The organism is Shewanella zhuhaiensis (assembly GCF_022484835.1).
Classification (GTDB): domain Bacteria; phylum Pseudomonadota; class Gammaproteobacteria; order Enterobacterales; family Shewanellaceae; genus Shewanella; species Shewanella khirikhana.
In genome coordinates, this window is the sequence record NZ_JAKUDL010000009.1 from 36,897 (window position 1) to 56,232 (window position 19,336).

General features: G+C 51.1%; 14 protein-coding genes. 9 read left to right on the plus strand and 5 right to left on the minus strand.

Features of this window, described 5'->3' with window-relative positions; translation table 11 throughout:
• Window positions 1–6: 6 nt before the first annotated feature.
• Window positions 7–312 (minus strand): hypothetical protein, encoded by a 306-nt coding sequence (locus tag MJ923_RS18555; RefSeq protein ID WP_240592373.1) that lies wholly within the window; start codon window positions 310–312, stop codon window positions 7–9.
• 26 nt (window positions 313–338) lie between these two features.
• Between MJ923_RS18555 and MJ923_RS20870 the strand changes: the two genes are divergently transcribed.
• Window positions 339–1,934 (plus strand): sensor histidine kinase, encoded by a 1,596-nt coding sequence (locus MJ923_RS20870; RefSeq protein ID WP_240592374.1) that lies wholly within the window; start codon window positions 339–341, stop codon window positions 1,932–1,934.
• A gap of 65 nt (window positions 1,935–1,999) precedes the next feature.
• A complete protein-coding gene (locus tag MJ923_RS18565; RefSeq protein WP_240592375.1) occupies window positions 2,000–2,764 on the plus strand; it encodes a LytR/AlgR family response regulator transcription factor in 765 nt (254 codons plus the stop codon).
• Between the two features lie 56 nt (window positions 2,765–2,820).
• Here the strand turns inward: MJ923_RS18565 and MJ923_RS18570 are convergent, their stop codons facing one another.
• The 3 genes from MJ923_RS18570 to MJ923_RS18580 all read right to left on the minus strand — a co-directional run bounded on the left by MJ923_RS18570 (window position 2,821) and on the right by MJ923_RS18580 (window position 7,000).
• Window positions 2,821–5,187 carry a hypothetical protein gene (locus tag MJ923_RS18570; protein WP_240592376.1) on the minus strand — a complete coding sequence of 789 codons (2,367 nt, stop codon included), beginning with the start codon at window positions 5,185–5,187 and terminating at the stop codon, window positions 2,821–2,823.
• 197 nt (window positions 5,188–5,384) lie between these two features.
• On the minus strand, window positions 5,385–6,068 hold the full coding sequence (locus MJ923_RS18575) for a sulfotransferase (protein ID WP_240592377.1): 684 nt from the start codon (window positions 6,066–6,068) through the stop codon (window positions 5,385–5,387).
• A gap of 8 nt (window positions 6,069–6,076) precedes the next feature.
• Window positions 6,077–7,000 (minus strand): LysR family transcriptional regulator, encoded by a 924-nt coding sequence (locus MJ923_RS18580; RefSeq protein ID WP_240592378.1) that lies wholly within the window; start codon window positions 6,998–7,000, stop codon window positions 6,077–6,079.
• A 270-nt stretch (window positions 7,001–7,270) separates the two neighbouring features.
• Here MJ923_RS18580 and MJ923_RS18585 point away from each other — a divergent pair, with 270 nt between their 5' ends.
• A complete protein-coding gene (locus MJ923_RS18585; protein WP_011758396.1) occupies window positions 7,271–7,774 on the plus strand; it encodes a lactoylglutathione lyase family protein in 504 nt (167 codons plus the stop codon).
• Between the two features lie 659 nt (window positions 7,775–8,433).
• Here MJ923_RS18585 and MJ923_RS18590 read toward each other — a convergent pair.
• Complete coding sequence (locus tag MJ923_RS18590) at window positions 8,434–8,637, minus strand: hypothetical protein (protein ID WP_240592379.1); 204 nt, start codon at window positions 8,635–8,637, stop codon at window positions 8,434–8,436.
• A 783-nt stretch (window positions 8,638–9,420) separates the two neighbouring features.
• Between MJ923_RS18590 and MJ923_RS18595 the strand changes: the two genes are divergently transcribed.
• From MJ923_RS18595 to MJ923_RS18620, 6 genes are all read left to right on the plus strand, one after another.
• Window positions 9,421–10,983, plus strand: a complete 1,563-nt coding sequence (locus MJ923_RS18595) for a DNA cytosine methyltransferase (protein ID WP_240592380.1) — start codon at window positions 9,421–9,423, stop codon at window positions 10,981–10,983.
• A 13-nt stretch (window positions 10,984–10,996) separates the two neighbouring features.
• On the plus strand, window positions 10,997–11,437 hold the full coding sequence (locus MJ923_RS18600; protein WP_240592381.1) for a very short patch repair endonuclease: 441 nt from the start codon (window positions 10,997–10,999) through the stop codon (window positions 11,435–11,437).
• 278 nt (window positions 11,438–11,715) lie between these two features.
• A complete protein-coding gene (locus tag MJ923_RS18605) occupies window positions 11,716–13,194 on the plus strand; it encodes an ATP-binding protein (RefSeq protein WP_240592382.1) in 1,479 nt (492 codons plus the stop codon).
• On the plus strand, window positions 13,191–15,854 hold the full coding sequence (locus MJ923_RS18610) for a Z1 domain-containing protein (protein ID WP_240592383.1): 2,664 nt from the start codon (window positions 13,191–13,193) through the stop codon (window positions 15,852–15,854). The genes MJ923_RS18605 and MJ923_RS18610 overlap by 4 nt, the downstream gene beginning before the upstream one ends.
• Entirely contained in the window at window positions 15,847–16,812 is a 966-nt protein-coding gene (locus tag MJ923_RS18615; protein ID WP_240592385.1) for a PD-(D/E)XK motif protein, read from the plus strand. The genes MJ923_RS18610 and MJ923_RS18615 overlap by 8 nt, the downstream gene beginning before the upstream one ends.
• The gene (locus tag MJ923_RS18620) at window positions 16,812–18,872 is read left to right on the plus strand and encodes an AIPR family protein (RefSeq protein ID WP_240592386.1); all 2,061 of its coding nucleotides are present in this window, start codon (window positions 16,812–16,814) and stop codon (window positions 18,870–18,872) included. The genes MJ923_RS18615 and MJ923_RS18620 overlap by 1 nt, the downstream gene beginning before the upstream one ends.
• Window positions 18,873–19,336: the final 464 nt, after the last annotated feature.

Genomic DNA, 19,336 nt, shown 5'->3' on the forward strand with positions numbered 1-19,336 from the left:
AATTTTTTACAGCTTGCCAGCGGTAATCTGCCGTGGATGAAAATCGTGCTGAGCCGCAGAATTCAGTGATAAGGTGGTGAAAATGCTGATTAATCGGCGGGCAGGACTTTGGTCACGGAAATCGGCCCTTTGGTCATGATTGTGCCCCTGAATGGCGCCGCAGTTGGCATGCTGATGGCTGATGGCTGATGGCTGATGGCTGATGGCTGATGGCTGATGGCTTGTTGATGGAGGTTGGCTTGCTGATGAGCGCTGGCCGGGGCGCAACACTGACAGGCACAGCTTAAGCCGCGACAGGCCAATGATGAACAAGGGGCAATTGGTGAAGGGGGCAGTGGGTGAAAATCGATAAGCTATCAACAGACAGGCGCAGCTTGCCCTGGGTTGCCCTGCTGCCCCTGCTGTTGGTGAGTTTGCTGATTGGCCATACGCAGGCTCTGGTGCAGCCTTCCGGGGCGGGCGATGGCAGCTATTGGCCCGGACAACTGATATTGCTGTTGTGGTCTGGCCCCATGTTTGCCGGGCAATTTGCGCTGGCGCTGCTATGTTATCGGCAGCCTTGCGTGCCTGAGTCACAGCCCGGTGCGCCAGGGGCACAGCGCAACAAGCGGCTGCTGCTTTGGCTACTGGCGGCGATAGGGCTGGTGCTGTATCCCTTGCTATGGGGGCTGGGTTTTGCCAGTGCTATTGGCATGAGTGATATCTGCGAGAGTGATATCTGCGTGAGTGCTATTGGCATGAGCGACGCCAGTTTGGGGCTGCCGCTGGCTGCGGCAGGCTGGTGGCTGACCGAGCTTTTGCGCGCCCGGCTTAATACCGACGAAGGCGCCCGGACGACCAAGCTCCTGAGCCTCGATGCCATGGTGCTGCTTGGACTTGGCAGCTGGGCACTCCTGATGGCCGGGGTGTTTAACAGTCTTGACGATCCTATGCTCAATCAGCCCTTTGAACTGGTGCTCGACCTTGGCAGGCAGCTTGAGCATCTGCCATCACTTTTCAGTTACGGCTGGCAGTTTGTGCTGATGGCCCTGCTGGTATTCAGCTTTTATTGGATTAATCGCTATCTGCTTATCCGCCAATGCCTGCATCGTTTTGGGGTGCCTACCTTTGTTATGGCAGCTTTGCTGGCGCTGCTGCTGTTGACCCCTTTATTTGCCAGCCTGATCATTGCGCTGCCGGTGAACCAGTTGCCCGAGGGGATTGAGCTGGTGGTGCCCGGCGGAAACCGCAACCCCTTCGATGCCCACAACTACCGCTTTATGTTTGTGGTATGGCTGCTTTCTACCCCCATCATTCTGGCTTTTGAGCGCCAGCAACAGGCCTCGAGGTTCGCCGCCATTGCCCAGCAGCAAGCCCAGACCGAACTGCAACTGTTGCAGCAACAGGTGAATCCGCACTTTTTGTTCAACACCCTCAACAGCCTGTACGCGCTTACCCTGATGAAAGCCGACGAAGCGCCCGAGCGGCTGTTGCAGCTGTCGGGGTTGCTCAGATATAGCGTTTACCGTGGTCAGCAGAGCGAGGTGACCCTGGCTGAAGAGGTGGCCTGTCTCAAGGATTATCTGGCGCTGCAACAAATCCGTCAGGGCAGTCGGCTCGAGCTGGAGGTGCAATGGCCCGATGAGCACTGCGAAACCCTGTTGATTGCGCCGCTGCTGTACCTGGTGCTGCTGGAGAACGCCTTTAAGCACGGGCTTGAGCCCGGGGAGGGGCAGGGGCTGCTTCGCATGCGCTTTTGGCAGCAAGGCCAGAGCCTCTGTTTCAGCTGTGAAAACTCGCTGCCGCGGGTCGCGCCCACCAAACAGGTTGGCGGCATGGGGCTCGACAATCTGGCCAGACGCCTTGAGCTTTTGTATCCCGGTCGCCACCGGCTTGTCAGTGAGCAGCGGGGCCAGCATTGGTTTGCCCAACTGGAGGTGACACTTGCATCCTGAAAGCCTGCAGCTGATAAACAGTGACACGGATGGCCGTGATTGCCCTGTACCAGAGGAGATGAGGTTTGCGTCCTGTTCTTCGCGCGCTCTTGATTGACGATGAGCCGCTGGCCCATCAGGTGCTGCGCCACCATCTGAGTCAGCATCCGGACATTGAAGTATTGAAAAGCTGCTTCAACGCCGCCGAGGCGCTGGCGTTTCTGGCTGACAATGAGGTCGACCTGTTGTTTCTGGATATCCAGATGCCGGTGCTTAGTGGCATCGCGCTGCTTAAAGTACTGGCCAATCGGCCGCAGGTGGTGATTGTCAGCGCCTACAGCGATTATGCGCTGGAAGGCTTTGCGCTGGACGTGACCGATTATCTGCAAAAACCTGTGGGGGCGGTACGCTTTGCTGAGGCGCTCGAAAAGGTGCGCCGCCGGGCACTGGCGTCGTTGGCGGTGCAGCCTGATGCGCCTGTCGCAGAGCATGTCATGGGCAAGGCTGCCGCTATCGCAAGCCCAGCGGGCGGCAGGGAAGATGGCAACGCCAGCCTGCTCGTTCGGGTCGACAGGGAAGATCGCAAACTGGTTTTGGCCGATATTCACTACCTTGAGGCCTACGGCAACTTCGTCAAGATTTGGCTTGGCGATCACTGCCTGCTCACGGCCAGTACTTTAAAGCAGTTGCTGGGGCGGCTGCCAAATGGCCACTTCGTACAGATCCATAAATCCTTTGCCGTGAATGTGGCGCAGATTGCCGGGCGCGGCAGCCAGCAACTGACCCTGAAATCCGGTGTGAAACTCCGGATTGGTCAGGCCTATAAGGCAGGGCTGTCGCAGGTTTGGTAAACAAAAAAGCCCGGCACTGCCGGGCTTTAACACTTACAGAGCCAGAGCTCAGTGGGTTAATTGGCCTGAGCCATTCGCTGCCATTTGTCGCTCCATACTTCACCGGCACTGCCGTCCATCTGCGACCACTCTGCCTCTTCGCTGTAGCCCTTCATGGAGTAATAGTCGCCGTCCTTACGGATGACGCTGAGGTAGGCGCGCATTGCCACGCCGCCATTGCCGTCGGCTACTTCCACGACTATCTCACCCATGTCATTGATGCCCCAGGTGAAATCAGTAGTCTCCACCGGATCTTCGTGATAATCGGTAAAGTTACCGCCTTCGGCGTTGAACACAATCAGGGTTTCGAGGGTGCCGTCAGAGTCATACTCTTTGAACTGGAAACCCACCAACATCTCGCTGGTGAAGGCTATGGCATCCATACCATTGCGGCATTCACTCACCAGTGCACGGTACTGGGTCAGCGACTTGAGGGTGGCGGTGACAGGGCTGTCGCTGCTGTCGTCCCATTCGGAGTCGCCGGTTTCACACAGGAAGCTGCTCTGGGGCTCTTCTGTGCCTGAACCAGACATCAGGCTCAAATCCAGCTTGGTGAGAATGTCGTTTTTTGCCGTCTGATTAAATATCACTTCATCGTCGTCGCCGCTGCCTGCGGGGATAAACTCGCCCCGGCGCACTGCACCCTGATACACAGCCAGCAGCAGCTCACCATCGTCTTCGTGCTCGCCAAAGCGGCGCACATCGTCTGGCAGCTTCATCAGCACCAGGGTCTGGCCTGCCTCAGTCACCTGCCGCCACTCGCCAGTGGCATACAGCATGACCGATTGCTCGGCCTCGCCGGTGCTGCTCTGGCCCCAATACACCTTGTGATACTTCACCATGCCGCCTTCAATCAGCTCGGCAAGGATTTGCTTATCGCCGTGCCAGGCCACATAAGGGCCCACCAGATTGGCCAGGGTGCCATCTGAGGCGGTGGCTGAGATAAGGGCGCTCAGGCTGGTAGCCGGGCCTTCGCTGCCGCCTGCCATCCGCGACCAGACACTGTTGCAGTATCCGCCCACCATGTCGCCTTCGCCGCAGTCGTCCCAATAGTAAAGCCGGTATTGGTCGCTGGTTGTTTTGGCTTTAATGGCAAAGGCTTTGGCGCCTTCGCTGAAAGCGGCATCGGCTGGCATCACCTTGTGCCAGGGCCAGGTATTGTCTTGCTTGGCCAGCAGCACCTTGATATTGAGACCGCTGAGGGCGTACTCGGTGGCGCTCAGGGTTTCGGCAAGTTGCGCAAAGTCCGGGTGGCCCAGGGTGATGGTGCCATCGTCATTGAGTGCGGTGATCACAAACTCATCTGTGGTGGCCTGCCAGCCGTTGGCGGTCAGAATAAAGTCGTCAGTGTCGAACTCGTTGCTGTTGTGAGCCACAAACTCGCCGTTGACCAACTCGTAAAACACTTCTGTGGTGCTCTGGTTGGTGGCATCGTATTTCACATGGCCGTACTCGAGCCACAGGCCATCAACATCATAGTCGCCATCAAACCAGAAAATGCCGTCGCCACTTACTTCGGCGACCAGATTGGCCGCCGCCGCATTGGCCTCGGCGTTCAGTACCTCAACTTGCTCTTCGAGGTTGTCTTCGGAAACCGACGCCTCGTTTTCTACTTCGTCAGAACCGGCAATGGCATCGGGGTCAAAATCATCCCCGGCCTCGTTGGCCGCTTCCACCTGCGCCACTATGGTCTCCAGCGCATCAACCACAGTGTCCACAATCAGCGCAATCAGATCGTCCGCCGAAATACCCGCCGCATCGGCGGCGGCCTGGATTTGCACCAGATTGTTGGCAATCACTCTGGCGGTAACCTGCGCCACCTGATGCAGTTGCTCATATTCGGCTTTTTGCTCGTCGCTGAGACTGTCGTCATTCTGGGCTGCTACATAATCCTGAGTCAGCTCGATGGTGGTCCCCAGCAATGCCTTAATCGCCGCTTCGGCTTCTTCTTCGCTGCTGCCCTGTTCCATCTCCCCTTGCACCATGGTGGTGAGTGGGCTGACAAACTCATAGCCCGCCGGGGCGCTGAGGGTATAGCCATTGGTGATGGCTTCGCCGGTATCTTCATCCACTGTGCCGGCGGTCACTTCCACCACCAGGGGGTAAGTATCCAGCTGCTCCTGAGTGGCATCTGTAATAGAGAAACTGCCGCCCGCCCCTGTGGTGGCACTGGGCTCACCATCATCGCAGACTTTATTCAGGTTCAGATCCAGACACACCTTGGCACCCACCAGATAGCCATCGGCGACTTTACCATCGAGGCTGATGGTGGTGGGGGGCGTTGGTGGTGTAGGGGGAGTGGGCGCATCATTGTTGTCGCTGCCGCCGCAGGCGGTCAGTACCGTTCCAAGGGCGGCGGCAATAAGTAGTTTATTGAAATCCATGTGTTCGCTCCGCTGATGTTCGCTGTATTTCCGTTTTTCAAAGCGTGTGCCTGTTGGCACTCATCCGGCTGCGCATGCCTGCCCGGGGAGTTGGTCTCCCTCGGTGTGATTGAGCTGCTTCGAACCTTACAAAGTGTAGAACCTCAGCCGAAGGTCGCAGGGAAAATTGGTAAAGATAGGTCGAATAATGGGGAGGATCAGCCCTTGCGGCTGCTGGCGTAGTCGAAAAAGGCGCGCCGCTGTGGGCCCGACAGCTCGGCGGGGATTTTATTGGGATGTTTGAACTCATCAAATGCCGCCACCCGGCCCGCCTGATTCAGGTGGGGGAAGGGCGTGCCTTCGGCCACCTCGGCGAGTTGTAAAAACTGATGCAGCGCCGCCAGTGCGCCGGGCGCGGCGGGATTGAGACAAAGCAGATCATCGCGGCCATGGAAATACGTATCTACCCCTTGCCTGTGGCGGGTAAAACAGGGCTCAAGGTGCGCCGGGCTCATAATATCCACTGTGCCTGCCAGCGCCTTATTCAGCTCAAATACTTCATTAAAACTGCGCCGCAGCTGCGGGTGAAACGCGCCCCTGGCGGTAGGGGTAAGCCTTGGCAGCATCCGTGCTAAAAGTCGCTGCATCGACGGCAGCCAACTATCAATTGTGCGCTCAAGGTAAACAAACTTACTGCCGGGATAGAGTTTGTCCAGCTGTTGATAATCACTGAACACGGGCGCATCGGCAATGGCATCGGCGGCCTCGAAGCTCGCCTGGGTAAAGGCCATGTGTGCCACCTTGAGTGGCTGCTGTCCGGCCTTGGTTTTTGCTTCAAGCAGCGCCACGCACACGCTGGTGGTGCCGGTTCGCGGCAGGCTGATAATAAAAGTCTTGTTCAAAGGCTGGCTCATTGCTGGCTGTCACTTGTGCTTGTCAGCACGGATTGGATCAGGCTGCGGATAGTCTCAAATCGGGCAGGCAGTTGCCGCTGGCGTTTATAAATCAGATACAGGGGCTCGAACACTCGCTCCAGCCCAACACACACCCTGAGTTTGTCCCGCTGGTTGAACTGCGAAACCACAGACAGCGGCAGCACGGTAAAACCCAGCCCCATGGATACAGGTAACAGGATTTGCCCTAACTGGTTGATGTAGCTGCTGATGGGAAAGTCTTCGACAAAGGCGTTTTGGTAGCCCGGGTTGCCGCTGTGGGCAAAAAACAGCGACAGATAATGGGCCGCATCCGGGTGGCTGATAAGCCCAAGGGTTTTAAGCTCCTCTATTGAAGGCAGAGTAGTTTCATCTTTGCTGGCTTCGCTGCTCGCCGGTAACACCAGACACAGCGCCTGGGTGCCTATGTCAGTTTCATTAAACAGCCCCCGTGGCGGCGGCGCCGTGATAATGCCAAGGTCTTTTTCGCCCTGCTGAACCTCATTGATGATGCGGGCATTGGGCGCGGCCTCCATATGCACCTTAAGCCCCGGATGCTTTGCTTGCAGCGCCAGCAGCTGTGGGTATAACAGCTGCGCCAGCGAGCCGGAGCAGGCGAGGCGACAGCTGCCGCTGTAGGGATTGTCTTCATCCAAACTGCCAAGCAGCGCCGCCTCGGCTTTAGCCTGCTCTAGGGCGTACTGATACAGCCGCGACCCCGCTTCGGTCAGCTCAATGCCGCTGCGGCTGCGCATCAGCAGCTGGTGGCCACAGGCCTGCTCCAGCTTATTGAGGTGCTGACTAACCCCGGGCTGGGTCATAAACAGCTTGTTTGCGGTTTGGGTAAAGTGGCCGGTTTCTACCAAGGTGATAAAGGTTTTCAACCAGAGGGGATTGAGCATGGGCCTGTGGACTCCTGATAGCGGGCACTTGCTGTTTGGCATTCTGCATTATGCATTACAAAAAATTATCAAAATAAGAATATATGATAATTTCTCATTGAGCCATCGATAGCCTAATCTTTGTCGCATCGGGCAAGGCTCCAGCGTCTGAGCATTCAAACCCAAACGCGTCACGCAACGGAATAACAGTGCGTCAGCGCAATGGAACACGAGTACTTAAGCGCAACCAGACGAGCGAAGCCCATCATTGCAACGCATACGAGGTTAGCTATGAACACATATCCACGCAGTTTTTCTCACATTGGTATTTCTGTGCCCGATCTTGAGGCCGCAGTGAAGTTTTACACCGAGGTACTCGGCTGGTATCTCATCATGCCGCCCACCGAGATTGTGGAAGACGACTCCGCCATAGGCGAAATGTGTACCGATGTTTTCGGTGCCGGTTGGGAGCGTTTTCGCATCGCCCACCTGTCCACAGGCGATCGCATTGGCGTCGAGCTGTTCGAGTTCAAAAACCAAGAGAACCCGGAAGACAACTTTGAATACTGGAAAACCGGTATCTTCCATTTCTGTGTGCAGGACCCGGATGTCGAAGGTCTGGCCGAGAAAATCGTCGCCGCCGGTGGTAAAAAGCGCATGAAGGCCCCACGCTACTATTACCCGGGTGAAAAGCCTTACCGCATGATTTATATGGAAGATCCCTTCGGAAATATCCTTGAGATCTACAGCCACAGTTATGAGCTGCACTATTCGAGTGGTGCTTATACCGGCTAAGCGTTTTCAGGCTTTAGCCACTGCTATCCAGCCCGCTTCTTTGCGCTCCCAGAGCCGAGACAGCGGGCTTTTTTGTGTCTGCAACGTGTTGGGAGGGCTGCTTGAGCGTTGTGATTGATAGTGCGGATTCTGCCTCGTCAGTCGTACAGGCTAACCCTGCGTTCCCGATGTCATCGTCTTTGACTATCGACCACGCCGTAGCTGTCCCTGCGTTCCAGATGTCATCGTCTTTGACTATCGACCACGCCGTAGCTGTCCCTGCGGGACTGGCCGCTCGTTGCGGCCGGAAAGTCGTGGGTCAAATACATCCATGTACAACGGCCAGTTCGCCTTCCTTGGCTCTCGCTCGTGAGCATGCCGCTGCGCGACACTCGCCAACCCACACCCGAGGAAAGGGGGCAGTATCGACTTGCCCCCTTGTCCAATCCCCCAGCGACCCGCCCCGAAGCGGAAAACTCTTTCGGGCTTATGCTGAAAATTGGCTAACGCGCCAGACGCTCTTCCCTGATTCGACTGGCGCTGCATCGGCATCCTTGCCTCGCTACGCCATTTTCAGCAACACCCTCAGCCGCTTCAAGCGGGGTTTGAGTACGGTGTGATCTGTGAGTGAAGCGTTATGGCTACTACTCTTTTTATCCAAGCCTGGACGATGGGCTTTTTTACATCTCACTGCACTGTATAGAGGTCATGGCCTTTATAACGGCGGATTCTGCCTCTTCAGTCGTCCAGGCTAAGCCGTCGTCCCAAATGCCATCGTCTTTGAATATCCACCACATGAGGCCACCACGATATCTGTCCGGATTAGGCTCGATGTAGATGCGCCAATCGCCAAGTGCTATTTCATGCTCTGTTTGAATTGTCATAGTGCTACCTCGATTGTGGGCGGGAAGTCTTGGATACAGATTATGAGGATTGGCCTGGGTAGGCCACGGACTATGAGTCACATTGGGCCTCTGGTGTCATATATAGTTGTGCCTGTGCCTGTGCCTGTGCCTGTGGCAGTGCCAGTGGCATGGGGACGTATTTCTCTCGGGAGATCATGTCCCTGCGGGACTGGCCGCTGCTGCGGCCGGAAAGTCGTGGGACTTCAACCCACACCCGAGGAAAGGGGGCAGTATCGACTTGCCCCCTTGTCCAATCCCCTGGCGACCCCAGACGAAGCCGAAATTCCCTCGGTCTCATGGACGAAATTGGCTAACGCTTCAGACGCTCATCCCTGATTCGACTGAAGCTGGCTCGGCGTCCTGCCTCGCACACGCCATTTCGTCCAACGCCCTTTGGCGGCTTCGAAGGGGGAATGAAAGTGAGGTGGTATCTGCGATTGAAGTGCTCCTTGCGCTGACTAGGAACGACTTGGTTAGTGTGGCAAGTACTAGGAATTAATTTCAACGATCAGCTTCTCGAATTTCCCTGCTTGACTCCATCATGCATTGACCATACACACCTAGAGGTCCTTTCGAGTTGGTTTGTATAGTCCATTTACATGTCTAAGGGAGAAACTTTGCTTGCACCAGAAGTTAATTTTAATCGGGATCAAGGGATATTGATCAAATGCAGTTCAATGTGGGCCGTGGCTAAAAGAATTAATTCTTCGTTTTAAATATAGCGTGTACAATCAAAGGCATAATTGATTTTAAGTGTGACGCATGACTGAAAAAACTGTGCAAGTGGTTGATTTATTTGCAGGGCCTGGAGGCTTGGGTGAAGGCTTTTCTTCAGTAGGTGGGACTTTTCAAATTTTGGTCTCTGCGGAGATGGACCCTTTCGCTCATCAAACTCTCCGTTTGAGAGCTTTTTATCGCTTGCTTTCTAACCATGCACCCAACCAATTGGATGATTACTTTGCGTTCTGTAATGGTGTTTTTGACAAACCCTATAGTTCGGAAACTGAACCATTATGGGAAGAGGCTGGCGAAGAAGCCCTGCAACTTGTGTTGGGTTCGGAGCAAGGTAATGCTCGCCTGGACAGTGCAATTAAGAAAAGCCTTAATAAAGATGCACCATGGGTACTGATTGGCGGGCCACCCTGTCAGGCATACTCTATGGTTGGTCGAGCCCGAAATAAAGGGAAGAAAGATTACAGACCTGAAGAAGACCATCGTCACTTCTTGTACAAAGAGTACCTGAGGATTATTCAGCAGAATAAGCCTACGGTTTTCGTTATGGAAAATGTTAAAGGTATTCTCTCCTCAACCGTAGGTGGGAAGCGAGTTTTTCATGAAATTCTTCATGACTTGTCGAATCCAGATGCGGCTTTAGGCGTGTCCGACAGCGGCGAACGCTATGTTATTTGCTCTCTCGTTACTGATGCCCAGTACCATCATGGCGATGACGCTTCTAAGTTTGATGCTGGTCAGTTTGTAATTCGTGCCGAAGACTACGGCATTCCGCAAGCCCGGCATCGTGTGATTTTGTTGGGTATCAAGCAATCGCATTTTGAGACTGTCATTGCTAAGGGAGCATTCCCACTTCTTGAGAAAGCTCCAGAGATCTCAGTCAGAGATGTGATTGGTGATCTTCCAAAACTGCGGAGCACTTTGTCTCGTGGAGCGGAAGCAGAGAAAGATTGGCACTCTGTTATCAGACACCACTTAGAGAATCTGCTGTCAGAGTCCCGGGGGCGGGGTGATGAGGACCTAGAGCATGAGTTTCAAAACACCTTAAATGGTGTTCGTCGAGATTTATCTAAAGGCTCTTTGCGTTACGAATGGAATCTTAGTGAGCAAAAGACTGGCACCTTGGATTGGTGGTATGGGAAAAACGCAGATATGCTGAGCGTTGTTTTAAATCATGAGGCCAGAGGCCACATGGACTCGGATTTAAAACGATACATGTATGCCGCGTGTTTTGCTCAGGCACGCGGAGTGTCACCGAAGGGGCATAAAGATTTTAATTACAAAGGCTTGGCTCCTGCACATGAAAATTGGGAAAGCGGTAAATTTGCCGACCGATTCAGGGTTCAGATTTATGACAGACCGTCAACTACAGTGGTTAGTCATATCTCCAAGGATGGCCACTATTTTATTCACCCTGATCCGGTACAGTGTCGAAGTTTAACCGTGAGGGAAGCTGCCAGATTGCAGACATTCCCGGACAACTACTTTTTCCAGGGTAACAGAACTCAGCAATTCCATCAGGTTGGCAATGCTGTTCCTCCTCTGTTGGCGTACAAGATAGCCAAGATTGTGAAGGAAATTATTGAAGGATAAGCGCAGCTACAACATGTCACGCATTCGGGGTGAGGATACCCGCCCCGAGATGTGGCTGAGGAAACGGCTCCATGGGCTGGGGTTTCGTTACCGGCTGCACGACAAACGCCTGCCGGGGAAGCCCGACCTTGTCTTCCCTAAATATCACGCCGTGATTTTTGTAAACGGCTGCTTCTGGCACATGCATCAATGTCGCTTCTTTCAATTCCCTGCGTCTTCCTCCACCCAAGGGCGTGGGCCGCAGTGGTGGCGGGAGAAACTGATTGGCAATCGGCAGCGGGATCTTGAGAACATCGAAAAGTGTCGTGAGCTTAGATGGCGTGTACTGCTGTTGTGGGAGTGTGCGCTCAAGGGGAAGGATAGGTTGCCGGAACCGCAGGTCTTAGCGCAAATCACCGAGTGGCTGGGGGCCGGTGGTCACTATCTGGAAATACCTTTCCCGGATGATGTATAACCAGCAAGCTGGAAATACCATTAGCTCCTTTGTTTCTTTACTTAAATTTGCCGCATGAATTCTGGCGATACAAACCGGTGAAAATTTGTTAGACCTAGATCGAATACTTTGACAGTTACAATTGCTTGATTTAATTTTCTTTTTAATATTTGGCTTTAGAATAGCCTTGAGCGTTGTCAATGACAGGGAATTCGTCACCCACTCGCCAATCTGCCATTGAACCAATCAGACTGGGAGATAGATAGGGTGGTTTATTAAGAGTTGCAAAAAGGATAACAATGACCCGCGAATATCGACACCCACCCAGTGCCGCTTGCCTTTCAGCCTCGATGAGGGATCTGGGGTATTCACTTGAAACAGCGATCGCAGACTTGATTGATAACAGTATTGCTGCAGAAGCTGACAAGATAGATATCATTTGTGATGTGTCTGGATTGCATCCGGTTGTAGTCATTCACGATAATGGCAAGGGAATGTCAGAAGCAGAACTAATCCACGCAATGCGCCATGGGTCAATCAACCCCAAAGCGATGCGTTCGACAAAAGATCTTGGTCGCTTTGGTTTGGGATTGAAAACTGCATCATTCTCCCAGTGTCGCTCCCTCACCGTTGTAGGTAAAAAAGACTCTTCAATATGTGCGGCTGAGTGGAATTTGGATCTTATTGACACAAGAGATGATTGGATCCTCAGGATTCTTGATGCGGCGGAAATAAGCAAACTGCCCTTTATAGACAATCTTAGTGAGCAGGGTACTTCCGTTATCTGGCAGCAGCTTGATCGTTTGACTGAGGACGAGTCCGGTTCTCGCAGTCAGGAAATTGTGAACGAAAAGCTCGCTGGGGTTGGTCGGCATTTGTCTTTGGTCTTTCACCGTTTTCTTTCTGGAGAGGTAAAAGGGTACAAGAAGATCTCATTAACGATTAATGGCCATCCACTGTCTGCATTCGATCCCTTTTGCAGGAAAAATCCTGCTACTCAGACTCTTCCTGAAGAAATTGTCAGAATAGATGGAGCGGAAGTTCGCATTCAGCCCTATGTACTACCTCACCATAGCCGATTATCTGCCGCAGATTACGACTACTATCAGAGCCGTAGTGATTTCATTTCAAATCAAGGCTGTTACGTCTATCGAAACGGACGGCTTATGGCGTGGGGCGATTGGTTTCGTTTGGTTCCCAAGGGAGAAGCTACCAAGCTAGCGCGCGTTCAGATTGATTTTCCGAGCAGCTTTGATGAAGCATGGACAATTGACATAAAGAAATCGCGCGCGCAGCCACCTCATTTGGTGCGTGAGCGATTGCGACAAATCATTGCTAAGATTACTAATCGTAGCGTGACGGTTCATCGTGGGCGAGGACAAAAATTATTTCAAGATGCCGAATCTCCGATTTGGGAGCGTTATGCTGATCATGATGGCATTCGATTCACTCTAAATGAGCAGCATCCAATAATTGCTTCGCTTGCAAGAAGACTTTCTCAGGAGGACGCAACTTTGTTGCGTACAGTATTGAGTTCGGTAGCTGCTTCGTTGCCAATAGAAATGATTTATTCTGACTACTCAACTCATCCACGTGAAATTAATCAAAAAACCATCGATGAAACTCAAACACTCGAACGCTTGATAAGTCTGCGACAGGCCCTATACGGTGATGGGCCATGTGACGTAAGAGCTTTTCTTCAAATTGTTCATTCTACCCATATTTTTGACGGTCAGATAGAACTGGCTGAAAAGTTCGTAAATGAGACATTTAAATGAATAAATGCACGATAAAGGAAGAGAGAAATATTGCAAATGCCCTAATTTCTGGCCTTGCGAATATGCCTGAAACTCCTACGCGAGAACAGGTTGAGGAAAAGGCAAAGCAGATCGCTGCAATATTTGGATATTCAGGAGATCTTCGTAGTATTGTTACAGAAGCAATGGCATCGGTAGTGACTCGTATGGGGGCAGGTGTATCCTTGGTTGATGTGACTGCCAAGCATGACGATCAATGGGTTCATAAGCGTGAGCATCTTAATTGGACTTATACCGAGGCATATGAGGAGTTCCTTCGAACCGAAAGTTGGGCTCCGCAGATGGTTCAGTCTCTTAGCGACGTGACTACTAGGATTCTTGGCCATCTTCAAGATCCTTTTAGTGAAGGTACAGCCTGGAATCGGCGTGGCCTGGTTATCGGCCATGTGCAATCAGGCAAGACTGCTAACTATACGGGCCTGATCGCGCGTGCAGCTGATGCTGGTTACAAGTTTATTATCGTTATAGCGGGTATTCACAATAACCTTCGTAAGCAGACACAGCGGCGAATTGATGAGGCTTTTATCGGTCGCTCAAGTGATCCGGAGGACCGCCGTAATATAGGGGTTGGTCTAAACCCCGGTTACCCGCATCCGGCAACGCTCACTAACGTCAATGAAGATTTCAACAAAAACACTGCTGCAAAAAGCGGGTGGAAGATTAATGACTTCAGCAAGCCTATAATATTAGTCATTAAGAAAAATGTAACGACGCTCACAGCTTTGCATAGGTGGTTGAAAGAACTAAACGCTGGAGGGAGCGAGCGTATCTCCGATGTACCAATGTTGCTTATTGACGACGAGGCGGACAACGCATCGATTAACACTAATAAAGAGGACTTGGACCCGACTCGTACGAATGCAATGATTCGACGCATCCTTGGGTTGTTTGCGAAGTCCTGCTATGTAGGCTATACGGCAACACCGTTCGCCAATATCTTCATTAATCCGGATTCTTATGATGATGATGTACGGGAAGAGCTTTTCCCCCGTGATTTCATCTACTGCTTAGATGCGCCAGAACCAGATTATTTTGGGGCTAAAAAGGTCTTTCTTGATGAGAAGAGTAGCGAATCTATCGTCAGACAGATCGATGATTGTGAGGACTTCATACCTTATTCACACAAACGCGAAAATCCTGTCTTTGAATTGCCCCCAAGTCTTTATCGTGCACTGGACGAGTTTATTGTTGCTCGTGCGATTCGGAATTTGCGTGGTCAAGTTCGCAAGCATTGTTCAATGATGGTTAATGTGTCGCGCTTTGTCCCTGTGCAGAAAGCTGTGCGTGATTTTCTAAGCCTCAGGGAGAAAAAGATTAGGGACGCTGTTTTTGCGAACTATGCGATGCCCGAGAATATTTCTTCAAGAAATATTTATATGCAAGGGTTGAAGGATGCCTTCAGCGCCGAGTATGCTGGCGCTGAATTTACTTGGGAGGAGGTGAAGTCGGCTCTCCGAGGTGTATTCGACCACCTTCACCTTTACGTCATCAATAGCAAAAGTGATGAGGTGCTTGACTACAGCCGATACGAAAAAGATGGCATTGGGCTGACAGCTATCGCTATTGGTGGCCTGAGTCTTTCACGAGGCCTGACAATTGAGGGCTTGACAGTTAGCTATATGTATCGCAATACCAAGATGTACGACACTCTCATGCAGATGGGCAGGTGGTTTGGATACAGACTGGGTTTTGAAGATCTCTGCCGTGTTCATCTTTCACTCGATTCTATCAATTGGTATTCACACATTGCAGAGGCATCCGAAGAACTTGTACAGCAGGTCAAGCGGATGCGGCGTGACGGCCTCAGTCCAGTAGATTTTGGACTGTATGTCCTTTCTCACCCTGACCGCTTGCTAATCACGGCTGCTAATAAGATGCGTACCGGACAAGAATTCACTGTTGAACAGAGCTTCAGTGGGCGGTTACGTGAGAGTTACATCGTTTCTACAGACCCCAACGTGAACTCCAAGAACTTCAAGCTGATATCCGATTATTGGTTAAATGGGTTCGGTGGTCATCAAGGGGTGAATACTGGGAAAGGGCTTATTTTTAGAGATGTATCCGTTGACGTGATAAGTGACTTCCTCAACCATTTTGAATGCCATTCCAGCTTTTCAGGTGAGAAGTCTAACGTAGTTAGCTATTTAGAACGGATAGCAATCAAGCATCCGTTTGCTGATGTTTTGTTGATCTCTCCTTCGGGTGGCTCCGGCGGAGAAGGTAAGTATACCTTGAGGAATCAAGCTCGTGCTCTTAGTAAGGGGCAGCCTAATGGAACCGCATGGCGCTTGAATAAAGACAGAGTTGCTTCACGTGGTGACGAAAAATTAGGACTTAGTTCATCTGAATGTGATGAAGCAAGGAAACTTGCTGGTGAGGAAGATGGTTCTGGATCGGTATCAGATACTCACTACCGCATGGTGAGGAATAAGCCGCTCCTAATGATCCATAGTTTGGAGCCAAAGGGCGAGTTAGTGAAAGGTCCGATAGCTGCATTCGGTGTTAGTTTCCCTAACGGAGATCATTCAACAACCATCAATGTAGTTGTGAATAAGGTCTGGCTCCAACAGATGGTGGGGTATGCCGATGATCCCAGTGAAGAGGAGGACTGTGATGACTGATTCTTCACCTTGGGAAGATATTACCGTTCCTGTAGCTGATTTTAATGTCCGGCAGGTTGCAGCAAATACAGCCGTGCCATGCTTTTGGGGGCGTGATACGAGCGGTTCCTGCCTGTTTGTTGTAGAGCTGGAGGGGGACCTCTCTACACAGTATCGAAAAAGCGCCGTGATAGTGAATGGGGTAAATGTAGATTTTCGCACAGGTTTTCAGGGGCTACAGCACTTGGTTCTCTCTCTGGAAAAACAAGTCGACCGGGATTTATTCGAGAGACTCTGTCGTGGTCTTATTCTTGCTCTTGAAAAGGCCGCGGACTCGGCAAGTTCTTTGGCTGTTTCTATGGATCACATCCGCCGTTGGAAGGTATTTTTCTCAGGTTGTGTACAACGTCTGACAGCAAATGAAGTTAGGGGTCTATACTCTGAAATCGTCTTTTTGATGGAGTTGATTGATAGGGGGAGGGCAGTTAATACCGCTGTTGAATCTTGGCTTGGTCCAGAGCGGTCGCACCAAGATTTCATGTTTGGTAATACAGCCGTCGAGGTCAAATCACTATCGGGATCAGAAAGAAACAGTATTCGGATTTCATCAGAAGATCAGCTCGAAACACTCAAAGAAGAACTTTTCTTGCGTATATATCGGCTGAGTAATTTAGCTGATGCGGAAGGTGCTTGTTCTCTTAACGAAATAATTAGGGCTGCTCGTTCAAGGCTCTCTGATAATGAGGCCATAGAGGCATTTGATCTAAAACTGGTTGCGTACGGCTATGCACCGCTTCCTGATTATGATGAACCACGGTTTGTCGTGAGTGACTTATGTACTTATCGGGTTCGAGATGGGTTTCCGCGTATTATCCGCTCGCAACTTACTTCAGGTATTGATCAAGTAGCCTATGACATAAAACTTGAAACAATTGCCCAATTCAAGTGCGATAACTCAGCTGCTTACGGAGAAAAATGATGGGCCAAACAGACGAGGAGTTCTTTCACAATTTTCGGCAGGAGTTGTTGGCGGGGGCTGAGATAAATGGACGATTCCAGCTTGATGAGTTCATGGAAAGCGTGGCTGACGAGCTCATAGAAATAGGAGTCTGCGAGGGTTTTGAGCAATGTCATTTCCGCACGCCCCGTGGCATGCGTGTAGACGGATACTGGTTTAATGATGAGGGCGTTTTAGACCTTTTTGTTGCTGATTTTGACTCACGGACTGAACTTATTTCACTTTCTAAGACAGAATTGGAAGCGGTATTTAAACGTGTAGTTAAATTCTTTGAAGCCAGTGTGTGCAAAAATTTGGCTGCGGATTTGGAAGTGACTTCCCCAGAGTACGGTCTGGCAAGACAGATCGAGGATCGTAAGAGTGGCGTTAGACAGATTAACTTAATCCTTTTCTCTGAGAGGGCTCTCAGCGAAAGGATCCAAACGCTTCCAGATGCTGAATTGGCAGGTATAGCGGCAACTTACCATATCTGGGATATTTCGAGACTTCATCGCTTGCGTAGTTCACGTAATCACAAGGAGTCACTCGATCTCGACTTGGTAAGCATGTTTGGCAGCGGTATCGGCTGCTTGCCGGCACACTTAGGGGTTGAAACCTATCAATCCTATCTGATGGCAATGCCTGGAAATATGCTGGCAACTCTTTATGAAAGATTTGGCGCACGTCTTCTGGAGCAAAACGTGCGCACGTTCTTGCAAGCCCGCGGCAATGTGAATAAAGGTATACGAGCAACGATTCTTGGCGAGCCAACAATGTTTTTTGCTTATAACAACGGAATCACTGCTACGGCCCAAAGTGTTGAGACCGAGAGGACAGAATGTGGCTTGATAATAACCAGAATTTCTGACCTCCAGATTGTCAATGGTGGGCAGACTACTGCGTCGCTTTTTCATACGCGAAAGCGAGATAAGGCTGACCTTTCCGAAATATATGTCCAAATGAAGCTATCCGTCATTGATAGTCTACAAAGCGAGAAGGTAGTGCCAAAAATATCGGAGTACGCAAATACTCAGAATAGGGTGAACGCTGCTGATTTCTTTTCAAATCACCCATTTCATGTGCGGATGGAGGAATTCTCCCGCCGGATCTGGGCTCCCACTCAAAAAGGCGCAACTCGTGAAACTCGTTGGTTTTACGAGCGAGCACGTGGTCAATATGCTGACGCTCAATCGAAACTCACTCCTACTGAGTTAAGGCGATTTAAAGCCGAACATCCCAAACAGCAGATGTTTACAAAGACTGATTTAGCGAAATTTGACAATGTCTGGGATGACCATCCGAAATGGGTAAACCTTGGCTCTCAGAAGAACTTTGCCCGTTATGCTGCCAGAATCGGGTCAGAATGGGAGAAGTCATCCGATAGGTTCAGTGAGTTTTATTTTAAACGGGCCGTAGCACGTAGCCTGATTTTTCGAACTACGGAGCGCGTAATCTCTTCGCAGCCTTGGTATAACGGCGGCTATCGAGCCAATATAGTGATTTACACATTGGCTACGTTAGCTGAGATTGCAAAAAACAGAAAACAAAGTGTGGACTTTCTAAAAATTTGGAATGCTCAAAAGGTTGACTCTATATTGGTAGAAGCGATTGCAGTCATATCAAAGACGGTTTGTGATGACATCATGAGGCCCCCTTCGGGTATTTCGAATATTTCCGAGTGGTGCAAAAAGGAAGCATGCTGGATACGTATTCAGGCTCGTGCAGAAGCAATTGGTACGCATCTATCCGAAGACTTTTACAGTCAGCTAGTTTCGCTAGATGATGAACAGGAAGCCGTGCGTTCAGCAAGGCTGACACAAAAGATTGACAATGGAATTGAAGCGCAGCGCAGAGTCTTGTCAGTTTCGGCAGAAGATTGGGGGAAGATTCTCCAGCGGCTCACTGAAAGGGAGGAGATTAGTTCGAAGGAGGTGGGAGTGTTAAAAGTGGCTATGCAAATGCCGTATAAAGTTCCAACAGAAAAGCAGAGTTTTGTTTTGCTAGATATTTTAGAGAAAGGGAAGGTTGAAGGTATTTGTTAGTATTTTAACGAGCGAAGAGAATGAGGATACCCGCTATTCTTTAGACACTGTACTTAAGGGTGTCACTCTTTATCTATTCTTAGAATTCTCCGTCGGGCGTTGGACAAAATGGCATTGGCACGGATGCAATTGTCAGTAGAAGCTGTCTCCGTGTGGCGGGCCAGAGGCCCGTCGGCTCAAGTTAAGAGACAGAAACCGTTCTGTCCCCTGCCCAAGGGTACGCGTTCGCCCTTTTCCCGGGTGTGGGTAGGAGACCCACGACTTTGGCCAAACGAAGTTGGGCTTTTTTGCCGCCTTAATCAGCGATAACTCTGTAAAACATGGCTGGCGTGTACTGCTGTTGTGGGAGTGTGCGCTCAAGGGAACAGAGAAATTGCCTGAGTCGCAGGTCCTGCAGCAAATTACCCAGTGGCTGGAGTCCGGAGGTCACTATCTGGAAATACCTTTCCCGGCCAATGAACTCA

Excerpts from the sequence above, each read along its gene's own strand:
- MJ923_RS18570 (WP_240592376.1), bottom strand. The coding sequence starts at position 5,187 with ATGGATTTCAATAAACTACTTATTGCCGCCGCCCTTGGAACGGTACTG.
- MJ923_RS18580 (WP_240592378.1), bottom strand. The coding sequence starts at position 7,000 with ATGCTCAATCCCCTCTGGTTGAAAACCTTTATCACCTTGGTAGAAACC.
- MJ923_RS18585 (WP_011758396.1), top strand. The coding sequence starts at position 7,271 with ATGAACACATATCCACGCAGTTTTTCTCACATTGGTATTTCTGTGCCC.
- MJ923_RS18590 (WP_240592379.1), bottom strand. The coding sequence starts at position 8,637 with ATGACAATTCAAACAGAGCATGAAATAGCACTTGGCGATTGGCGCATC.
- MJ923_RS18595 (WP_240592380.1), top strand. The coding sequence starts at position 9,421 with ATGACTGAAAAAACTGTGCAAGTGGTTGATTTATTTGCAGGGCCTGGA.
- MJ923_RS18600 (WP_240592381.1), top strand. The coding sequence starts at position 10,997 with ATGTCACGCATTCGGGGTGAGGATACCCGCCCCGAGATGTGGCTGAGG.
- MJ923_RS18605 (WP_240592382.1), top strand. The coding sequence starts at position 11,716 with ATGACCCGCGAATATCGACACCCACCCAGTGCCGCTTGCCTTTCAGCC.
- MJ923_RS18610 (WP_240592383.1), top strand. The coding sequence starts at position 13,191 with ATGAATAAATGCACGATAAAGGAAGAGAGAAATATTGCAAATGCCCTA.
- MJ923_RS18615 (WP_240592385.1), top strand. The coding sequence starts at position 15,847 with ATGACTGATTCTTCACCTTGGGAAGATATTACCGTTCCTGTAGCTGAT.
- MJ923_RS18620 (WP_240592386.1), top strand. The coding sequence starts at position 16,812 with ATGGGCCAAACAGACGAGGAGTTCTTTCACAATTTTCGGCAGGAGTTG.